Below are 17931 nucleotides of genomic sequence, written 5' to 3'. Positions count from 1 at the left end.
CGTCACGTTTGATCGACACCGAATGCGCGGCAGCATAGCGACGATCGAGCAAAGGGCACAGATCCGGATGAAACTTTCAGATGCTCCGGATCACGGCAGCAGGCCGCGGCAGCAGGCCGCGGCCGTAGGCGGCGGCCGTAGGCGGCGGCCACGGCCGCCGCGGATCGGAGACGCCCAGTTTCGTGTAGATGTGGGCGAGGTGGGTCTTCACGGTCGTCTCGCTGATGAACAGCGCCGCCGCCGCGTCCTTGTTGGTGAAGCCCTTCGCGACCAGCCCGAGCACGGTACGTTCGCGCTCGCTCAGCTCGGCGGGGGCGAACGCGGGCGCGGACGTACGGACCCGGTCCAGCACCCGGGCGGCCACCGCCGGGGACAACACCGACTCCCCCACGGCCGCCGCCCGCACGGCGCGGAAGACCTCGTCCCGCGGCGAGTCCTTGAGCAGGTAGCCGATCGCGCCCGCGGTGAGCGCCGGCAGCACGTCCTCGTCCCCGTCGTACGTCGTCAGGACCAGCACGCGGGCCGACGGCACCCGCTCGGCCAGCGACCGGATGAGCTCGGCCCCGCTCAGGCCGGGCATGCGCAGGTCGGTGAGCACCACGTCGGGGCGCGCCCGCTCGGCCAGGGCCAGCCCCCGTTCCCCGTCGCCCGCCTCGCCGACGACCTCCAGGTCGGGCTGCTCGGCGAACATGCCGCGCAGGCCGTCGCGCACCACGGGATGGTCGTCCACGATCACCAGTCGTACGCTCACGTCGCCTCCTGCCCGGCCGTGCTCGGGATGGCGGGGACGGTCACGCTGACCGCCGTCCCCTGACCGGGCGCCGACTCCACCTCGACGCTCCCGGCGAGCCTGACCACCCGCTGCCGCATCGCCGTGAGCCCGAACCCGCCGCTCTCCCCGGGGCTGAACCCCACCCCGTCGTCCCGGACATCGACCACCACCACGTCCTCCATGTACGACAGGGTGACACCGGTCCGGCCGGCCCCGGCATGCCTGGCCACGTTGGCCAGCGCCTCCTGCACCGCCCGGTACAGCGTCAGCTCGACCTCGGGATGCAGCAACCTGGCCGGGCCGGTGACGGTCAGGCCGGCGGGCACCTCGTGCGCGGCGCTCCAGCCGGACACCAGCGACTCCAGCGCCTCGGGCAGCCTGGACTCCGCCAGCGGGCCGGGGCGCAGCCCGTCGAGGGAGCGGCGGACCTCGGTCAGGCTCTCCCTGGCCAGGCTCCGGGCGACGGCCAGCCGGCGGCGTACGGCGTCGGGGTCGTGCGCGGCCTCCTCGGCGGCTTCGAGCTGGGTGACGATGCCCGAAAGTCCCTGGGCGACGGTGTCGTGGATCTCCCTGGCCATCCGGCCGCGCTCCCCCGCGACGCCCGTCTGCCGGGCCGCCGCCAGGAGCCTGCCCTGCAGCTCGGCGTTCTCCTCGCCGAGCCTGACCAGGCGCTCGTTGGCGTCTTCCAGGGCCCGGTTGGCGGCGAGCCGGCGTTCGACCTCGGTCTCCATGGCCCTGATGATCCACCCGAGGAAGGCGGCGAACGCAGCCCCCGCCAGCGCGGGCAGCAGCCCGAGCCAGGGCTCGCCGCCGCTCTGGAACGCGATGGGGCCGCCCGCGGCGACGAGCGCCGTGACGACCACCCCGGCGTAGGCGTACCAGCCGGGCAGGGCCACGAACGCCGTGGGGAAGCAGCCGAGCATGACCAGCGCGTACGCCGGATGGCGGGCCACCAGCACCCAGGCCAGGGCCAGCAGCCCGGCGAAATAGAGTGCCATCGGCGCCAGCGCCGCAGCTCCAGGGTGGGAACCACATTTCCTCCTCGGCTCGATGACTCCCACCGAGTCTGCGAGGCGGAGGCGGCCCGCCGAATCGTGCGTCAGGGCGCGATCCGGCCGACCGGACGGACGATGCGGCCGCTCGTCCGGTCGGAGGATCCCCTCAGAACATGTCCTCGGCGCATGCCTTCAGTGCGCTCCCTCAGAGCACCCCGACGGCGGGCGCCTCCTGCGGGAACAGGTCGTCGAACACCGCGGCCCGGTCGAAGGACATCGCGCGGGCGCGGGCGCGCAGCTCCAGGTCCTGCCGTTCGGCGGCGGACATGTCGAGAACCACCCGGTCCACGGCCGCGGCCAGGGCGTCGACGTCCCCGGGCGGGACCACGACGGCGGTGTCGCCGACGGCCTCGAGGGTCCCGCCGGTCGGGGTGGTGACGATCGGCCCGCCGCCGGCCAGCATCTTCTCGGCCAGGGCGATGCCGAAGGTCTCGACGAAGTCGGGCTCGGGCTTGGTGGGCAGCGCGTAGACCGCGCAGCCGCGCATGAGCAGCGTCTTCTCCTGGTCATCGACGTCGGTGAGGAAGACCACCCGGTCGTCCCCCTCGGCCAGCGCGCGCACCTCGTCCAGGGCCGTACCGGTGCCGGCGACGACCAGCCGCACGCTCGACCGGCAGCGCATCCGGCGGTAGGCGAGCACCAGGTCGTGGATGCCCTTGGCCTTGGTCACCCGGGACAGGAACAGCACGTAACCGTCCCGCTCCAGGCCGCGCCGGGCGAGCGCGGCGTCCACCCGCGCCGGCTCCGGGTCGAGGAAGGCGGCGGAGTCGATCGGCGGGTAGCTGACGGTGACGCGGCGCCGGCACTGCTCGGCGAACGTGGTGCCGCAGCGGGCGTCCACCTGCTCGGCCGAGGCGACGATCTCCTCCCGGGTGTACTCGGAGACCGCGACGACCTCGTCGTTGGCCAGGAACGTGGTGAACAGCACCGTCGCCGCCCCGAACCGGCCCTCCCGCAGGCACGACCGGATCACGTTGGTGACGTCGGAGCCGACCGCCTTCGCGACGGTGTGCACGTCGGGCGCGAACCCGGCCGCCCGCGCCGCCGCGACCGCGTCCACGACCACCGAGGCGTGCGGGGCCAGGTACATCGAGAGGCAGACCGTGGGCACCGGCTCGGCGAGCAGCTCGACGAGCCGGCCGGTGAGACCCGCCTGATGACGGCCGTCCGGCACGCGGTAGTCGCCGACCGGCTCCGGCCGCTCCACGGTGATCCCCGGGCTGTACGGCAGCAGCCGGTCCAGCGGCTTGAGCGGCAGCCCGGCCGCCCGCAGCGCCGGGATCGGCCAGGTCAGCAGCCGTACGTCGTCGAACCTGCGGGTCAGCGCCACCTCGGCGAGATTGCGGGCCTCGCCGGAGTGGCCGCAGATGACCGGGTCGGCCCTGACCACGATGACGAGACGGCGACGGGGGTGGGTCATCGCGCTACCTCCGGTGTCGGGGGCGGATCGGAAAGGGACGGCGGGCGGATCCCCCGTCCCCACGCCGACGGCTCCGGGCCCAGTCGCAGGTGCAACCGGCCGCCGCGGTGCACGGTGGCGGCGCTCAGGTGGGTCGCGTCCAGGGGTTTGCCGTCGAGCGTCGCCGACTGGACGTACTGTGCCGGCAGGTCCCGGTCGAGGCCGTCGACGCCGATCGGCCGCTCGCGGTGCCCGCTGGTCTCGATCACGAACTCGTTGCCGCCGACCCGGAGCACGGCCCGCTCGAACGCCGGCGCGTTCACCAGGAACAGGTTCTGCCCGGCGATGGGGAACAGCCCCAGCGACGCCCACACGTACCACGAGCTGAGGCCGCCGGAGTCGTCGTTACCGGGCAGGCCACCAGGCCCGGTGCCGAACTGCCAGGTCAGCGCCGCGTTCACGATCTCGGCCGTACGGTCGGGACGGCCGGCGTAGTGGTAGGCCCACGGCGCCTCCATGTCCGGCTCGTTGTTCAGCCCCTCGAACCGGTTCAGGGCGTAGCCGGCCGCCATCTCCGCCGCCGGCGGGCGCCGGCCGGGCTGCTTCACCGGCGCGGCGCCGAAGCCGAAGAACCGGTCCAGCTTGTCGATGAAGCCCGAGTCGCCGCCGGCCAGGGCGATCCGCGCGGCCATGTCGTGCAGCAGCCGGAACGAGTAGTTCCACTTGCCGCCCTCGTAGAACTCCGAGTCGCGCAGCAGCCCCGTGTCCGGGTCGAAGGCGTTGGACCACTGCAGGCCGCGGTTCTCGAGATCGTCGGCCAGGCGGCGGTCGTTCAGCGACCGGGCCACCTGTGCCGTGCAGTGGTGGGCGTAGGCGAGGTCGAGGGTGTGCGTGATCGGGTGCACGACTCCGTGCTCGAAGAAGTCCTCGCCGTACATGCGGCGCAGGTCGCCGACCATGTGCACGAGCGCCCAGCTCCAGTCCAGGGCCGCCCGGCCGAGCGCGTGGGCGTCCGCCAGCGCGGTGTGCACGAGCGCGCTGGCCTGGCGGAAGAAGCGGTCGGCGCCACGGGCCATCCGGTAGCCGATGGGGAAGTTGCCCTCCTCCTCGCAGACCCGGATCAGCGACTCCAGCAGGTCGGAGGCCCGGTCGGGGGCGATGGCCGCGAGCAGCGGCAGCTGCGTCTTGTAGATGTCCCACATGGTGCACACGTCGAACGCGAACGGCCCGGGGGTCGGCCAGAACGGGCTCTCGTCGTCGGCGAAGCACGGCTTGATCAGCGCGTGGTAGAGCGCCGTGGCGAGCACGGTACGGCGGGCCGGCGTGCCGCCCTCGACCTGTACCCGGTCGAGGTGCTCGCTCCACCGGGCCCGGGTCCGCGAGCGTACGGTGTCGAACGCCGGCTGGGCGTGGCCGCACTCGCGCTCCAGGTTCTGCCGGGCCTGGTCGCACCCGCGCAGCGAGAACCCGAGCCGCACCTCGATGGTCTGCCCCGGCGTGGTGGGGCCCATGAAGAGCATGCCGAACGGCCGCAACGTGGTGTGCCGGATGCTGTCGAAGTCGAGGCGGGTGCCGCCGTCGATGAGGCGCCGGTCGTACCAGAGCATCTGCCGCCAGCCCGGGCTGTCGACGTCCACGTACACCGAGAGCGGGACGCCCTCCATCACCACCGTGCCCTGGGCCCGGCCGCGCCCCATGCTCTCCACCTGCGCCCGCACCGGCACGGTCTGGCCGAGGTCGATGGCCAGGCCGCCGCAGGACAGGTCGACCACCACGCGGGCGCTGCTGTGCTCCGGGAACGTGTACCGGTGCACGGCGACCTTGGTGCCCACGGTGAGCTCGCAGCGGACCCCGGTGCCCAGGGTGGCCGCGTAGTAGCCGGCCTCCGCCACCTCGTCGTGCAGCGGCCAGGACTCGCCCAACTCGTCCAGCGACTGCACCATCGGGGTGACCCTCACGTAGTTGTAGTACTTGCGGATCGCTCCGGTGCCGGACTGCTGGAAGTGGGTGAACCCGGACGCCTGCAGCTGCTCGAACATCTCCTCGGGCACGCCCTCGGTGTTCTTCGCGTACCGGCCGTAGCCGGTGGGGTACGCGCCGGAGTAGGCGCAGGCCGACACCATGCCCAGCGGCGACGTGGCACCGGGGTGGGTGTTGCCCACCTGTGGTTTCGGCCACCACCAAGTGGCGGCCAGACCACGAGCCGGAGGCAGGTCGGTCGCCGCTGTGCCGATGAAGGGGTCAACGTTGTCCAGGATGGCGGGAATCTACCCACCGCGATCGCGCCTTAGGTTTCCGCCAGGTGAAATCTCCTCGGGAACATGGGCGGAAGGCGCGCACGAGCAGGCGGACAAACCTGTTATACAGGACAGAACCCTGTCATACAGGTTGCGGTCGCGAGGAGACATCAGGTGAGCGCCGAACGCGGATCGAGGACCGGCACCGGCTACGACGTGGTGCTGGTCGGGGGCGGGATCATGAGCGCCACCCTCGGCGTGCTGCTGCGCCGCGCGCAGCCGGACTGGTCGATCCTCGTGCTGGAACGGCTGGACGGGCTCGGCCTGGAGAGCTCGTCGGCCTGGAACAACGCGGGCACCGGCCACGCCGGGCTCTGCGAGTTCAACTACACCCCGCTCGGCGGCGACGGCTCGATCGACGTCGGCAGCGCCATCGCCGTCAACGAGCAGTTCCAGCTGTCGCGGCAGCTCTGGGCGGGGCTGGTCGAGGAGGGCACGCTCGGCGACCCGGCCGGCTTCATCCGCTCGGTCCCCCACTTCGGCTTCGCCCGCGGCGCCACTGGGGTGGAGCACCTGCGCCTGCGGCACGAGGCGCTGCGCGGGCACCCGCTGTTCGAGGGGATGGAGTTCACCCGCGACCGGGACGTCATGGCGCGCTGGCTCCCGCTGATGTTCGACCGCCGTCCCGGTGGCGAGCACGTCGCCGTCTGCCGCACGCGTGGCGGCACCGACGTCGACTACGGGGTGCTCACGCGCCGGCTCTTCACCGCCCTCGCGCGCGACGGCGTCGAGGTGCGCACCGGCCACGAGGTGCGCTCCCTCTCCCGTGACCACCGGTCGTGGCGGCTGCGGGTGCGCGATCTGGAAGGGGCCCGCGACTACGGCGTGCGCGGCTCGTTCGTGTTCCTCGGGGCGGGCGGCGGGACGCTGCCGCTGCTCCAGAGCGCAGGGGTGCGGCAGACCCGGGGGTACGGCGGCTTCCCCATCAGCGGGCAGTTCCTCCGTACGGACCGGCCGGAGCTGCTCGCCCGCCACCACGCGAAGGTCTACGGCCACGCGGAGCCCGGCGCGCCATCGCTGTCGGTGCCGCACCTCGACACCCGCGTCGTGGACGGCCGCGGCTACCTCATGTTCGGCCCCTTCGCCGCGTTCTCGCCGCGCTTCCTCAAGCGGGGCCGCCGCTCCGACCTGCCCCGGTCGGTCACCCCGTGGAACGCCGGGACGCTCCTGGGCGCGGCCCGCGACAACCTCGGCCTGCTGCGCTACCTCGTCGGCCAGCTGGCGCAGACCCACGGCGGCCGGATGCGCGCGCTGCGCCGGTTCGTCCCGGACGCGCGGCCGGGCGACTGGGAGCTCGTCACCGCCGGCCAGCGGGTGCAGGTGGTCAAGCGGGTGGACGGCCGTGGCTCGATCGCCGGGTTCGGCACCGAAGTCGTCACCTCCGATGGCCTCGCCGCCCTGCTCGGCGCCTCACCGGGCGCCTCCGCCTCGGTCTCGATCATGCTGGACGTGCTCGAACGAGCCTTCCCCGAGCGCGTGCCGGCCTGGCGCGCGGCGCTCCGGACCCTGGTCCCCACGTACGGCACCCGCTTGTCCGAACACCCGGACCTGCTCCAGGAGGTCACGCGACGCAGCGCCCTCGCGCTGGGCCTGGCGGAGAGCGCGCACGGAGCCGTCCGTGGCTGACGATCACGCCCCCAGCCTCGCCGACCGGGTGGAGGGCGAGCTCCGGCGCGCCATCGGGGACGGAACCTGGCAGCCCGGCGACCTCATGCCCGCCGAAGGCGACCTCGCCGGCCGGTACGAGGTCAGCCGCACCGTCGTACGCGAGGCCATCTCCCGGCTGCGTGCCGCGGGGCTGGTCGAGACCCGGCGCGGACGCGGATCGTTCGTCCTGGCCAGGCCGGCGGCGCAGGACTTCACGCACTCCGTGGGCACCGTACGGAGCCTGGACGACCGGCTTCACCTGCTCGAACTGCGCCGTGGCATCGAGGTGGAGGCCGCGGCGCTGGCCGCCGCCCGCGCCACGCCCGCCGCCCTGGCCGCCGTCGACGCCGCGCTGCGCCGGATGGCCACGGTCCGGGGCAGCGCCAGCGACGCGGTGGAGGCCGACTTCGCCTTCCACCGCGCCATCGCCGTCGCCACCGGCAACCGCTTCTACCTCGACCTGCTCGACGCGCTCGGCGCCGCCGCGATCACCCGGCCGTACGCGGGGACCGAGCACGATCCCGGCCACCTGGACCAGGTGCTCGGCGAGCACCGCAAGATCCGGGACCAGATCTCCGCCGCGGACCCCCTGGGCGCGGCCGCGGCCATGCGCACCCACCTCGACGCGTCCAGGACCCGGCTGACCCTCAGAGCCTGATGCGGGCCACGACCGGGAGGTGGTCGCTGCCGGTCGCGGGCAGCGTCCAGGTCGCGACGGGCGTCGCGGCGCGGGTCATGACATGGTCGATCCGGGCGAGGGGGAACGCGGCGGGCCAGCTGAAGCCGAACCCCGCCACGGCCGGGGTCATCCGGGAGGTGACCGGTGCCAGGCCGCGGTCGTCGAGGGTGGCGTTGAGGTCGCCCAGCAGGACGATCCTGTCCAGCGGCTCGGCGGCGAGGGCCGCGCCCAGCGCGGCGGCGCTCTCGTCCCGCCACCGGGTGCCGAAGCCGTCCGGCAGCCGGATCCGGACCGAGGGCAGGTGGGCGACGTAAACGGCCAGGTCGCCGGACGGTGTCCGCACGGTGGCGCGCATCCCCCGGTTCCAGTCCCCGGTGACCCCCTCGGGCCTGATGCCCACCGGCCGGGAGCCCGTGAGGGGATGCCTGGACCAGAGCCCGACGGTGCCCACGACCACGTGGTGGGGATGGCCGGGGGCGAGGACGGCCTCGTAGACGGGCCGGGCGTCGGGCATCACCTCCTCCAGGGCGATGAGGTCGGCCCCGGCCCCGGCCAGGGCTCGCGCGGTGCCCGCCGGATCGGGGTTCTCCTCGCCGACGTTGTGCTGGAGCACGGTCAGGTCGTGGGCCGCCCCGCCGTCGGCGGGCGACAGCCGCGCACCGAAGACGGCGGCCCAGACCGCCACCGGCAGCACCAGGGACACCATCGCGATGGCCGAGCGGCGCAGCAGCGCCAGGACCAGCAGCACCGGAACGGCCAGGCCGACCCAGGGCAGGAACGTCTCCAGCAGGCTCCCGAGGCTCCCCACGGCGTTGGGCACGGCTCGGGGGAACGCCTGCAGCCCGGCCACCAGCACGGCGAGCGCGGCGAGAACCCGCCCGCGCCGCCACGGCGAGTCGCCGCCACGAGCCCGCCGATCTTCGATGCTCATACGCCCGACCGTACGGCTCACCGCCCGCCCCCACCGAACCCCGGCGAAGAGCCCGTTACGTGAACGTTACGGGGAGGATCATGCCCGAGTTTCCGCTCATAGCCGTTTGACCTGGGATTCCTGCTGTAACGACCTGAATTGGCGGCCGTTCGGGGATTTCTTCCGGGTTATTGACGTAATTTGCGAGACTTCGGCAGACTCTGCGCAGCGGCACGGCGCCCCAGCCGCTCAGCGGGAGCGGGCCCGGCAGGCGTCGATTGCGGGAGGACGTGACAGATGGCTGATTCCGAGAACGGGTTGCACGTGAACCGGCGGTCGTTGCTGACCGGTGCGGCCGGTTTCTTGGGAGCGGCGGCGCTTCCCACGGCCGCCGCGCAGGCGGCACAGGCGGCGCCCGCCGAGGCCGCGGCGAGGCGGCGCCACCCGTCGAACTGGCCCGAGCCGGAGCCCTACGGCCTCGCCGACACCCGGCTGGACCTGTGGCCGCGCGAGGACAACTCCTTCATCCTCCCGCTCGAGTTGCGCCCCCGCGACGAGGCGCTCGGCCGGGTCTGGATGCGGGACACCTACGTCAACTGCTTCGTCGTCGACGGCCGCCCGGTCTACGTCGCCACCGGCACCACGCGGGTGCCCGGCCTCGAAGCCGCCGCCCCGTGGAACGACGGCATCTTCGTGTGGGTGTCCCCGTCCCTGCGGGGGCCGTGGCGGCTGGCCGACACCACCGGCATCCGGCCCGGCGCCGAGAAGGGCAAGGTGTGGTCGCCGGAGTTCGCCGGCGAGAACCGGCCGGGACGCACGGTCGTGGCCCCGTGGCAGGAGTACTGGACCGACGACCGGTTCGGCAAGCGGGGCCAGGCCTGGGCCCCGGAGGTGCACCACTTCCGCGGCAAGTGGTACATCGTGGCGTGCATGGGCGACCACTCCCAGAAGGTCGGCTCGTTCATGCTGGTGAGCGAGGGCGGGGTCGAGGGCCCGTACCGGCTGGTGGAGGGCAACCTCGACAAACCCTTCGGCGAGTCCTTCATCGGCGGGCCCGCCTTCATCAAGCCGGGCGCCTACCACCACATCGACGGCAGCCTCTACGCCGAGGGCGACGACGCCTGGCTGGTGCTGCACAACCATCTGTACGCGAAGTTCCGGGACGACATGGAGGACATCGTCCCGACGACCGGCCTCCCCCAGTTCCAGCAGGTGCCGTACGCGCCCGAGCCGTACCTCGAAGGCGCGTACGTGTTCAAGCACGGCGGCAAGTACTACCTCCTGCACGCCGCGTGGAACCGCTCCTCCACCAACCCCGACGGCACCACGCGATACGCCTACGCCACGCCCGGCGCCGGCCGCGTGCAGTACCAGTACGACGCGGTCGTCGCCGTCGCGGACAATTTCGAGGGCCCCTATTCCAGGCGGTGGACCGCGGGAGTCGGCGCCGGTCACAACAACTTCTTCGCCGATCGCAGCGGCCAGGTGTGGGCGACGTTCTTCCGCAACCCCAACTTCGGCTACTGGTCCGACCCGTCGCGCATCGGCGACGCCGCGGTGGCCGGTGTCGTACGGGTGGAATGGACCGGCCCCGAGGGCAACCGCCTGTACGTCCAGCGCCGCAACCACGGGCACACGGTCGACGACTGACCGCCGACTGCCGGGGACGGCCGCCCGCACGGGCTCCGGCCTCGTCGCCACCACCCCCCGTCGCCTCCTCCGGCCGGGCGTGCCCTGAAGCCGGTTGGCACGCCTGGTGTCCGTATGATTGCTGAAAGTAATGATACGGACACAGGTCATGGGGGTGGCCGTGACGAGGTCGCGCCGGCCCGCGGCGGATGACTGGCAGGCGCTCCGGAGACGCGTACGCGGACCGGTGCTCCTGCCCGGCGACCCCGGCTACGAGCAGGCGCGCCGGATCGCCGATCCCCGGTTCGGCCTGGTCCGGCCGCTCGGGGTGGTGCGGTGCGCCGACCCCCGGGACGTACGCGAGGCGGTGCTGTTCGCGCGCCGGCACCGGTTGCCGCCGCACCCCCGCTCCGGCGGCCACGGCTACGCCGGCTACTCGACCGGACCCGGGCTGGTCATCGACGTCTCCCCGATGTCCGGGGTCACGGTGGACCAGGACGTCGCCCGGGTGGGAGCGGGGGCCAGGGCCGGCGAGGTGGCACGGGTACTCGACCGGCACGACCGCCTGCTGCCCCTGGGCACGTGCCCGGACGTCGGCATCGCGGGGCTGACGCTGGGCGGCGGCATCGGGACGGTCGGCCGCGCCTACGGGCTGACGATGGACCACCTGCTCCAGGCGGAGGTGGTGCTCGCCGACGGCCGCATGGAGACGTGCGGCCCCGACGCCCACGCGGACCTGTTCTTCGCGCTGCGCGGCGCGGGGACGGCCGGGTTCGGGATCGTCACGTCGCTGGTGTTCGGCACCCATCCGGCTCCCGACGTGCACACGTTCCTGCTCGAATGGCCCTGGGCGCCGGACCTGGTGGCGGCGTGGCAGGAGTGGGCGCAGACCGTGCCCGACCGCATGTTCACCCAGCTCGTCCTGCGGCCCGGCCCCGGGCAGGCCGTCGTGGTGGCCGTGTGGTGCGGCCCGAGGCGGGAGGCCGCGCACCTGCTGGTGGGCCTGACGCGGGCCATGGGGACCGGCCCGGCCGGGGTCAGGACGCACTCGTCCCGGTATCCGGAGGCGACCGAGTTCCTGTGGTGCTTCTCCCGGGAGGGCATGGCCGGGGCGTCCGGCCCCTGCTTCCAGGCCGACCACCTGCTCGACCGGCCGCTGCCCCCGGAGGCGGTGGCCGTGCTGATACGAGCGCTGGCCCGCGGCGCCGCGTCCGAGGGCGGCGGGCGGCGGGACTGCGTGATCGAGTTGCAGGGCGGGGCGCTCGGCCGCGCCGAGGGGACGGCCTGGGCGCACCGCGACTGCCGGTTCGGCATGTGGGTCCGCGCCTGGGCGGACGCCCGCACGGGTCTCGGCGCGACGCTGGCGGCCCGCGACTGGACCGCCCGGCTGTGGCAGGACCTGCGGCCGTGGGCGACGGGGCAGGCGTACCAGAACCACGTCTCCGCACGCCAGCCCGACTGGGGACGCGCCTACTACGGCGAGCACCTCGATCGCCTGCGCGCGGTCAAGGCCCGCTACGACCCCGGTGACCTCTTCCACTTCCCGCACGCCATCCGTCCCCCGCGACCCGCCTGACCGGCCGGCGTCAGCGCGTGCCCGCCACCTGGGCCTCCTTCTTGCGCGCCCGGTAGGCAGCCGCCTTGATCTTGTTGCCGCACGACTCCATGCCGCACCACTCCCGCCGCCCGCCCCGCGAGCGGTCGATGAAGACCTTGGTGCACTCGGGGTTGGCGCACTCCTTCATCAGCGGCACCTCCGGCCCGCTGAGCAGCTCAACGGCATGCCGGGCCACGGTGGACAGCGCCTGGGCCGGGGTCGCCTCGACCCACCGCCCCTCGGCCGTCAGCTGCGGCGCCGCCGCGGGCTCGCGGGCGGCCTCGTTCACCAGGGCGAGCGCCTCGCCGTCGTATCCGTCACCGGCCAGCCGGGCGGTGACCAGCGCGTAGATCGCCTCCCGAACCGCCACGGCCCGGGCCAGATCCGCGTCCCGGCAGGGGGAGACGGCGTCGACGAGGCCGGACTCCAGGTACCAGGCGTCGAGCCGGTCGGGGGCGTCGAGCGTCTCGAAGCGCTCCGTGCGGCGCGCCCGGAGCGTGCCGGCGAGGTCGAGCGCGGGGTTGCCGCAAAGGAACACATGCTTCACATCACCAGTTTGACAGGTGATGCAAATCCTGCGCAATCGCCGGGACGCCGCTCAGCCGGTGACCAGCGTGAGACCGAAGGCCGACAGGGGCTCCGCGACCGGCTGGAAGTACGTGGTGCCGCCGACCGAGCAGTTGCCGGAACCGCCGGAGGTCATGCCCTGGGCCTGGTCCCCGGACAGGAACGGCGCCCCCGACGTCCCCGGCTCCGCGCACACGCTGGTGCGCACCAGGCCGGTGACGGTGCCGCCGGGGTAGACGACGGTGGCGTTGCGCTGCTGGACGATGCCGCAGTGCCAGCCGGTGGCCGGGCCGGCCTGGCAGACGGACGACCCCACCGGGGCCGGCGCCGCGCCGCGCACGGGGCGTTCGACGCCGAGGGCGACCACGGTGCCACGGGGGGTCCAGCCCGGGTGGAGCGACACCCAGGCGTAGTCGTCGCCCGGGTAGGAGGATGCCTCGAAGACGCCGATCGGGGTGCCTCCGTAGCCGGTCAGGGCGACGTCCCCCCTCTGGCCGCAGTGCCCGGCGGTGAGGAACCCGCCGGTGGTGCCGCGCCGTACCGTGAAGCCGACGATGCAGCGCCCCTTGTCCCGGACGACGAAGGTGTCGCCGCCGCGGATGTCGGCGTACGGGACGGGGCGGGCGGTCGAGGTCCGCACGCGTACGACGGAGGGGTCGGCCTTGCTGCCGGAGACGAAGGCGGTGCCGCTCGCCTGGTCGGCGGCCAGCACCACGACGTCGTTGGCGGGCTCGTCCACGTACCAGCCGTGCACGCCGGGGCCGGCCAGATGCGCGGCCCGATCCAGGAGGTCCCGCGTGGCTTCGAGCGCGGCGAGCGGCCGGGCGACGACGCTGGGCCGGGCTCCCGAGGCGGCGATGGCCGGCGCGTCGGCCGCGTCGGCGGTGGCGACGACGAACGATCCGTCCGCCGCCAGCCAGGCGCCGCCGAAGCGGGGGCCGAGCAGGCCGCGCAGGGCCGGCTCCGCCCGGCGGGCGCGCTCCTCGGCGACCAGCCGGGAGGCGGCCTGCCCGGCGGTGAGCCCGAGATCGCGCCGCATGGCCCGCACCATCTCGGGGGATGCGGCGGGGGCGGGGGTGGCGCGCACGGGGGTGCCGGTGAGGACGAGCGTGGCGGCCACCGCGGCGGCGACCGAGCGGAAGGACTTCATGCGGACCTCCTGAGCCAAGCCCTGCCGCCACCGTAAGCCGGACGGCCGCCCCGCCGGACCTACCATTTGCCCCCGGGGCACGGTGATATGGGGGGGCGGACGCCCGACCGCCGCGACCCGGATGGTTACGGTAGGTGCATGACCGCTCACAATGCTTCGGCTTCCGGCTCCGAGGAAACGGGGTCGGCGGCGGCGCGGGCGGCGATGTTCGGCGCCCTGATCTCCGCCAGCCACACCTCCACGCTGGAGCAGATCCCGGACCTGGTCTCCGAGCACGCCCGCCGGGTGGGGCTGCGCGAGGTGCTGATCTACCTGGCGGACCTGCAACAGGAGGTGCTCTCCCCGCTGGTCTCCCAGCCGGCCCCCGCCGGGACGCCCGAGCGGGACGAGATCGGCATCGAGGGGACGGTGGCGGGCCGGGCGTTCCAGCACGGGAAGATCCTGCCGGCCACGGTGCGCGACCCGGAGCAGTGGTGGGTGCCGCTGGTGGACGGCACCGACCGGCTGGGCGTCCTGCGGATCGCCGTTCCCGCGGTGGATCCCGAGGTGCTGCTGGACATGGAGCGCCTGGCCGGGCTGGTGGCCCTGCTGGTGGTCTCCAAGCGCCCGCTGAGCGACACCTACGCCCGGCTGGTGCGGCGCCGGCGGATGAGCGTGTCGGCGGAGATGGAGTGGCGGCTCATGCCGCAGCGCACGTTCGCCACCGACCGGCTGGTGATCAGCGCGGTGATGGAGCCCGCGTACGACGTCAGCGGCGACGTGTACGACTACGCGTTCGAGGGCCGTACCGCACACCTGGCGATATTCGACGCGATGGGACACGACACCGCGGCCGGCCTGACCGCCAACCTCGCGCTGACGACCCTGCGCAACAGCCGCCACGAGGGCGACGGGCTCGCCCTGGCGGCGGCCAAGATCGACGAGGCGCTCACGGGGCAGTTCGGCGGCGAGCGGTTCGCCACCGGCGTCATCGCCAAGCTGGACATCCCCAGCGGCGCCCTGGCCTGGGTCAACTGCGGCCACCATCCGCCGGTCATCGTCCGCAGACGCGCCACCATCGAGCTGGAGTGCCCGCCCGGCTCGCCGACCGGCACCGGTCTGCACCTGCCGGTGACCGTGTGCCACGCGCAGCTGCAACCCGGCGACCGGCTCCTGCTCTACACCGACGGCATCACCGAAGCGCGCAACCGGCACGGTGAGGAGTTCGGCATGGAGCGGTTCACCGACTTCCTCATCCGGCACCAGGCCGACGAGCTCCCGGTGCCCGAGACGTTGCGCCGCCTGATCCACCACCACCTCGACTACCACGAACGCCGGCTCCGCGACGACGCCACGGTCGTGCTCGTCGAATGGCCCGGCTCCCCCTACTCCCGGAGGGAGACCGAGGCGCTGACCGGCCTCCCCCCGGAGGGCGACGGTGCACCGTCCGGTGGCTACGGCGGCGGGGATTCGGCCTCAGGCAGGGGTTCCTCGGGGTCGGGCGCGGATGGGCGCATCATCGACGGGTCGGCGTAGGCCAGGTAGCCGTACTCCGCGTAGTGCGTGGCCCGCCGCAGCTCCTCCTCCTGCCGTCCCAGGTCACGAAGCCGCTGCTCGGCCAGCTCCCGCGCCTCGGGATGGCCGGTGGCGATCGCCTCGCCGAACCAGTGCCGGGCCTGATCGAGATTGCCCTGCCGCTCCTCCAGCAACGCGAGGTTGTACATCGTGAGGGGCGCCTCGACGGGATGGCCGCCGGCGATCGCCTTGCGGTACCAGTGGCGTGCCTGCTCCGGATCCCCTCGGTCCGCTTCGAGCGCGCCGAGGTTGCGCATCGCCTTGGGCGCCTCCTCGGCATGCCCCGTGGCGATCGTCCGGCGGAACCAGCGCCGCGCCTGTTCGAGGTCGTTCCACCGCTCCGCCAGCCACCCGAGGGTCCGCATCGCGACGGGCGCCTCCTCGGCGTGCCCGGTGGCGACCGCCTCGCGGTACCAGCGCCGCGCCTCTCCGATGTCCTCCTGGGCATTGGCCAGCAGTGCCAGGTTGATCATCGCCTTGGGGGCCTCCTCGGCATGCCCGGTGGCGACCGCCTCGCGATACCAGTGCCGCGCCTCTTCGAGCTGCCCGTCCTTCCGCTCCAGCGCTGCGAGGTTGCGCATCGCCGCGGGCGCCTCGTCGGCGTGCCCGGTGGCGATCGCCTCCCGATACCGGCGCCGCGCCTCCCCGAGATCGCCCTGCTGCTCTTCCAACCACCCGAGGTTGACCAGCGCGTTGGGTGCGTGGTCACGATGGCCGGTGGCGATCGCCTCATGGGACCAAAGGCGAGCGGCGTCGAACTCAGCCTGCTCCATCAGCATCAGGGCGAGATGGACCATGGCCCAGGGGGCGTGGTCGCGGTGCCCGGTGGCGATCGCCTCGCCGAACCAGTGCCGGGCCTGATCGAGATCGCCCTGCTGCTTCTCCAGCAGCCCGAGGCTGCCCTTCGCCCGTGGCGCATGCTCGGGATGGCCGTCGGCGATCGCCTCGCGGTACCAGTGGCGGGCCTCATCGAAATTGCCGTGCTGCTTCTCCATCAGGCCGAGCTCGTACATCGCCTCCGGCGCGTAGTGATCGTGCTCCGTCTCGATCGTCCTGACGAACCAGCGTCGCGCCTGATCGATCTCGCCGGTCTCCTTCAACCGGAAGCTGAGCCGGCAGAGGATCGCCGCGTCGAGGCCGGTGCCGGTGTCGCTGTGGTCCAGCAACCGGCATGCCGCCGGATACGCCTCCCGCTCCACGGCGAGGTAGCCGATGTCGCGGCGCTGATCCCCCTCGAAGTACCGGTCGGCGTAGTCCCACAGGGCGTCGTGGACGGGCCAGCGGGCCGGATCCGACGTCTCGTCGGCGATGGCGGTCAGCAGCGGGTGCGGGGAGTAGAAGCGGCCCGAGCCGGAGGACTTCCGCTGGATCAGGCGAGGCCGGCGGCTGCCGGTGGCCATGGCCCACTTCAGGGCCGAACGGTAGCCGGTCACGGGCACCGGAGCGCCGGGCGGCAGGCCGGCGATCTCGCGCCGGTAGCCCTGGAACAGGTGGTCCAGGATGTCGCCGGTGAGCGGGCGCCGGGTGTCCAGGCGCAGGCGGTACCAGTCGGCGACCGCGCGCAGCAGCGCCACCCGGTCGGTGGCCTGCTCCCCGTCGCGGTTCAGGGCGTCACGGATCTCCTCCCAGGAGACCATGAGCCGCCCCATCAGCACGTCGTGCCCCTCGGCGAGGAGCGGGCGAAGGTCCGCGTAGGCGTCCGCGGCCACCAGCGCGCCGCGCTCGCCCGGCGTGATCGCCCGCAGCTCGGCCTGCACCGCGTACCGGTCGAGGAAGTCGGCCACCACCTGCCGCAGCGCCGGGCCGTCGGCGAGGGTGACCGCCAGCCACAGGCGCGGCGGGAGGTCCTGGGGCGAGGTCGCCGCCAGCTCGTTGACGCGGTGCTCCGGCAGGCCCTCCAGCCAGAGCACCGCCCCGCCGCCGTCATCGGCGTGGCGGGCGGCGCGCTCGATCATCCGGCTGATCGGCAGGCGGGGATCGTCGTGGTAGGCCACCATCCGGTAGCGGCCGGGCAGGTGGGTCAGCACCGCGTGCGCCAGCGCGGCGGTGGTGCCGGCCAGCCGTGGCCCGCGTACGACGAGGAGGCGCCGGCCGCCGCCGGTGAGCGCCGCCGCCAGCACGCCGTCGATCTCGCGCGGGATGTACGGGGCGGCCCAGCCGTCCGTGGCGAAGCGGCTGGCGTGCACCCCGAGGTCGCGCGGGGTCACCTGGTCCAGGGACTTGGGCTTCCCGTCGGGGCCGGCGAGGGCGGGCCACAACACCGGAGCGTCACCCTCGCCCCGCGCGACCGCGATCCTGTGGGTGACCACCGCGGCCACCCCGGCCAGCACGAGGTCCCCGGCCAGCCACCACCAGGCCCACTGACCGTCGTTGAGCACCTGGTTGGTCGCGACCCCGATCGCCACCACCAGTGCCGCGGAGGCGGCATCCAGCAACCACACCCGGCGCGTCATCGGCCGCCGCCCGCTGCCGCCCGCCCGTCATCCAGCCGTACGTACGCCATCCGCTCATGAGTCAGTAACTGAACCGGCACACACCGATATCGCAGACGATCATCCGGCCGCTACTGAGACGCCCCGACGCCCTCCGCGGCGAGGCGGATTGCGACGTTCCGCTTCCAACCCGCTAATACTCGTTCGCAGAACTCGAATTCTGCCCGGCCAAAATACCCGATG

13 protein-coding genes are annotated in these 17931 nt (G+C 73.5%); 5 read left to right on the top strand and 8 right to left on the bottom strand.

Annotated features, from left to right (window positions below; all coding sequences use genetic code 11):
- Positions 1-76: 76 nt before the first annotated feature.
- The 4 genes from ACTWPW_RS38670 to ACTWPW_RS38655 form a co-directional block, all read right to left on the bottom strand.
- Positions 77-751, bottom strand: coding sequence for a response regulator (locus ACTWPW_RS38670; protein ID WP_443171569.1), 675 nt, complete (start codon positions 749-751; stop codon positions 77-79).
- A complete protein-coding gene (locus ACTWPW_RS38665; RefSeq protein WP_443171568.1) occupies positions 748-1770 on the bottom strand; it encodes a sensor histidine kinase in 1023 nt (340 codons plus the stop codon). Before ACTWPW_RS38665 ends, ACTWPW_RS38670 begins: the two co-directional genes overlap by 4 nt.
- Positions 1771-1972: 202 nt before the next feature.
- Entirely contained in the window at positions 1973-3247 is a 1275-nt protein-coding gene (locus tag ACTWPW_RS38660; protein WP_443171567.1) for a glycosyltransferase, read from the bottom strand.
- Complete coding sequence (locus ACTWPW_RS38655; protein WP_443171580.1) at positions 3244-5481, bottom strand: glycoside hydrolase domain-containing protein; 2238 nt, start codon at positions 5479-5481, stop codon at positions 3244-3246. The genes ACTWPW_RS38660 and ACTWPW_RS38655 overlap by 4 nt, the downstream gene beginning before the upstream one ends.
- Before the next feature lie 156 nt (positions 5482-5637).
- Between ACTWPW_RS38655 and mqo the strand changes: the two genes are divergently transcribed.
- The gene (mqo, locus tag ACTWPW_RS38650) at positions 5638-7149 is read left to right on the top strand and encodes a malate dehydrogenase (quinone) (RefSeq protein ID WP_443171566.1); all 1512 of its coding nucleotides are present in this window, start codon (positions 5638-5640) and stop codon (positions 7147-7149) included.
- A complete protein-coding gene (locus ACTWPW_RS38645) occupies positions 7142-7828 on the top strand; it encodes a FadR/GntR family transcriptional regulator (protein WP_375116033.1) in 687 nt (228 codons plus the stop codon). The genes mqo and ACTWPW_RS38645 overlap by 8 nt, the downstream gene beginning before the upstream one ends.
- On the opposite strand, the gene ACTWPW_RS38640 is transcribed toward ACTWPW_RS38645, so the two are convergent.
- Entirely contained in the window at positions 7818-8780 is a 963-nt protein-coding gene (locus ACTWPW_RS38640) for an endonuclease/exonuclease/phosphatase family protein (RefSeq protein ID WP_443171565.1), read from the bottom strand. The two genes, ACTWPW_RS38645 and ACTWPW_RS38640, sit on opposite strands and share 11 nt — an antisense overlap.
- A gap of 276 nt (positions 8781-9056) precedes the next feature.
- On the opposite strand from ACTWPW_RS38640, the gene ACTWPW_RS38635 reads away from it, so the two are divergent.
- Positions 9057-10409 carry a family 43 glycosylhydrolase gene (locus tag ACTWPW_RS38635; RefSeq protein ID WP_375116031.1) on the top strand — a complete coding sequence of 451 codons (1353 nt, stop codon included), beginning with the start codon at positions 9057-9059 and terminating at the stop codon, positions 10407-10409.
- A gap of 160 nt (positions 10410-10569) precedes the next feature.
- Entirely contained in the window at positions 10570-11964 is a 1395-nt protein-coding gene (locus ACTWPW_RS38630; RefSeq protein ID WP_443171564.1) for an FAD-binding oxidoreductase, read from the top strand.
- Positions 11965-11974: 10 nt separating this feature from the next.
- Here ACTWPW_RS38630 and ACTWPW_RS38625 read toward each other — a convergent pair whose 3' ends face one another.
- A complete protein-coding gene (locus ACTWPW_RS38625) occupies positions 11975-12532 on the bottom strand; it encodes a CGNR zinc finger domain-containing protein (protein ID WP_375116029.1) in 558 nt (185 codons plus the stop codon).
- A gap of 51 nt (positions 12533-12583) precedes the next feature.
- Positions 12584-13702: a S1 family peptidase gene (locus ACTWPW_RS38620; protein WP_443171563.1), complete on the bottom strand. Its 1119-nt coding sequence runs from the start codon at positions 13700-13702 to the stop codon at positions 12584-12586.
- Between the two features lie 138 nt (positions 13703-13840).
- Here ACTWPW_RS38620 and ACTWPW_RS38615 point away from each other — a divergent pair, with 138 nt between their 5' ends.
- Positions 13841-15217, top strand: coding sequence for a PP2C family protein-serine/threonine phosphatase (locus ACTWPW_RS38615; protein WP_443171562.1), 1377 nt, complete (start codon positions 13841-13843; stop codon positions 15215-15217).
- On the opposite strand, the gene ACTWPW_RS38610 is transcribed toward ACTWPW_RS38615, so the two are convergent.
- Entirely contained in the window at positions 15136-17709 is a 2574-nt protein-coding gene (locus ACTWPW_RS38610) for a tetratricopeptide repeat protein (RefSeq protein WP_443171561.1), read from the bottom strand. The genes ACTWPW_RS38615 and ACTWPW_RS38610 overlap by 82 nt on opposite strands.
- Positions 17710-17931 lie beyond the last annotated feature (222 nt).

It is taken from the genome of Nonomuraea sp. KM90 (assembly GCF_052246675.1).
Taxonomy (GTDB): Bacteria; Actinomycetota; Actinomycetes; order Streptosporangiales; family Streptosporangiaceae; genus Nonomuraea.
Note: the sequence above shows the minus strand (reverse complement) of the source record. Positions and strands in the feature narration are given on the sequence as shown.

Coding starts and splice junctions, on each gene's coding strand:
- ACTWPW_RS38635 (WP_375116031.1), top strand. CDS start 9,057: ATGGCTGATTCCGAGAACGGGTTGCACGTGAACCGGCGGTCGTTGCTG.
- ACTWPW_RS38660 (WP_443171567.1), bottom strand. CDS start 3,247: ATGACCCACCCCCGTCGCCGTCTCGTCATCGTGGTCAGGGCCGACCCG.
- ACTWPW_RS38665 (WP_443171568.1), bottom strand. CDS start 1,770: ATGGCACTCTATTTCGCCGGGCTGCTGGCCCTGGCCTGGGTGCTGGTG.
- ACTWPW_RS38615 (WP_443171562.1), top strand. CDS start 13,841: ATGACCGCTCACAATGCTTCGGCTTCCGGCTCCGAGGAAACGGGGTCG.
- ACTWPW_RS38620 (WP_443171563.1), bottom strand. CDS start 13,702: ATGAAGTCCTTCCGCTCGGTCGCCGCCGCGGTGGCCGCCACGCTCGTC.
- ACTWPW_RS38610 (WP_443171561.1), bottom strand. CDS start 17,709: ATGACGCGCCGGGTGTGGTTGCTGGATGCCGCCTCCGCGGCACTGGTG.
- ACTWPW_RS38640 (WP_443171565.1), bottom strand. CDS start 8,780: ATGAGCATCGAAGATCGGCGGGCTCGTGGCGGCGACTCGCCGTGGCGG.